1 protein-coding gene is annotated in these 1,430 nt (G+C 68.0%); it reads left to right on the top strand.

The window, feature by feature from the left end; all coding sequences use genetic code 11:
* Positions 1–135: 135 nt before the first annotated feature.
* Complete coding sequence (locus ACWFR1_RS40335; RefSeq protein WP_453561095.1) at positions 136–1,374, top strand: IS256 family transposase; 1,239 nt, start codon at positions 136–138, stop codon at positions 1,372–1,374.
* Positions 1,375–1,430 lie beyond the last annotated feature (56 nt).

A 1,430-nucleotide genomic window follows, 5' to 3' on the forward strand; every position in this document is an offset into this window, starting at 1 on the left:
GGTTGCGTCCTGGGAAGTGGTGTACGGGTTGGACCTGATCCGGGGGTTTGCTCCGGCGTCAGGGTGAGGCCCGCATAGACGAACGGCCACCGGCTGATCTTTCGAAGTGTCGAAGCCTCGAAGGAGATCAGCACGATGACCGCACCAGACAGTCTGCCCCTGCACGCCCTCGCCGAGAACAACCTCGCCGCGGCGAGTCCCGATCTGCTGCGCGCGATGATCAAGACGTTCGCCGATGCGCTCATGTCCGCCGAGGCCGACGCGCTCTGCAACGCCGAGTACGGGCAGGTCAGCGACGAACGCGTCAACCACCGCAACGGATACCGCCCGCGCGAGTGGGACACCCGCGCCGGCACGGTCGAGCTGGCCGTGCCCAAGCTGCGGCAGGGCAGTTACTTCCCGCACTGGCTCCTGGAGCGCCGCCGCCGGGCCGAACAGGCCCTGATCTCGGTGGTCGCCACCGCCTACCTCCTGGGTGTCTCCACCCGCCGCGTCGAGAAACTCGCCGAGTCCCTCGGCGTCACCCAGCTGTCGAAGTCCCAGGTCAGCGCGATGGCCAAGCACCTCGACGAACAGGTCGCAGCCTTCCGCAACCGGCCGCTCGACGCCGGCCCGTACTCGTTCGTCTGGGTCGACGCCCTGACCCAGAAGGTCCGCGAGGGCGGCCGCATCATCAACGTCCACGCGCTGATCGCGGTCGGCGTCAACGCCGACGGCCACCGCGAGATCCTCGGCCTGGACGTCGCCACCGCCGAGGACGGCGCCGGATGGCTCGCCTTCCTGCGCTCGCTGATCGCCCGCGGCCTCACAGGCGTCCAGCTCGTCGTCTCCGACGCCCACGCCGGCCTCGTCGACGCGATCGGCGCCACCCTGCCCGGCGCGTCCTGGCAAAGGTGCCGCACCCACTACGCGCGGAACCTACTGAGCCAGGTCCCGAAATCGGCCCAGCCCTGGGTCGCCACCCTGCTGCGGACAGTCTTCGAACAGCCCGACACCGACGCGGTGAAGGCACAGATGCGGCATGTCCTGGACGCGCTGGAAGCCAAGTTCCCCAAAGCGGCAGCCCACTTGGACGCCGCCCAGCACGACTTGCTGGCCTTCGCGGCCTTCCCGCGCGAGATCTGGAAGCAGATCTGGTCGAACAACCCGCAGGAACGGCTGAACAAGGAGATCCGCCGCCGCACCGACGTCGTCGGGATCTTCCCCGACCGCACTGCCGTGATCCGGCTCGTCGGGGCGGTCCTGGCCGAGCAGAACGACGAATGGACCGAAGCCCGCCGTTACATGGGCCGTGAAATCCTCGCCAAGGCCCGACTCCACCCGATCGAGTCAGAAACCGACGAAACCGTCCTGCCCACCGAACTCACCGCATAGCCTCAAAACGAGATCACCGAGTGGCCGTCGATACACCACTCCAGCGGACGTGACCT

This window comes from Streptomyces sp. NPDC055103 (assembly GCF_053607625.1).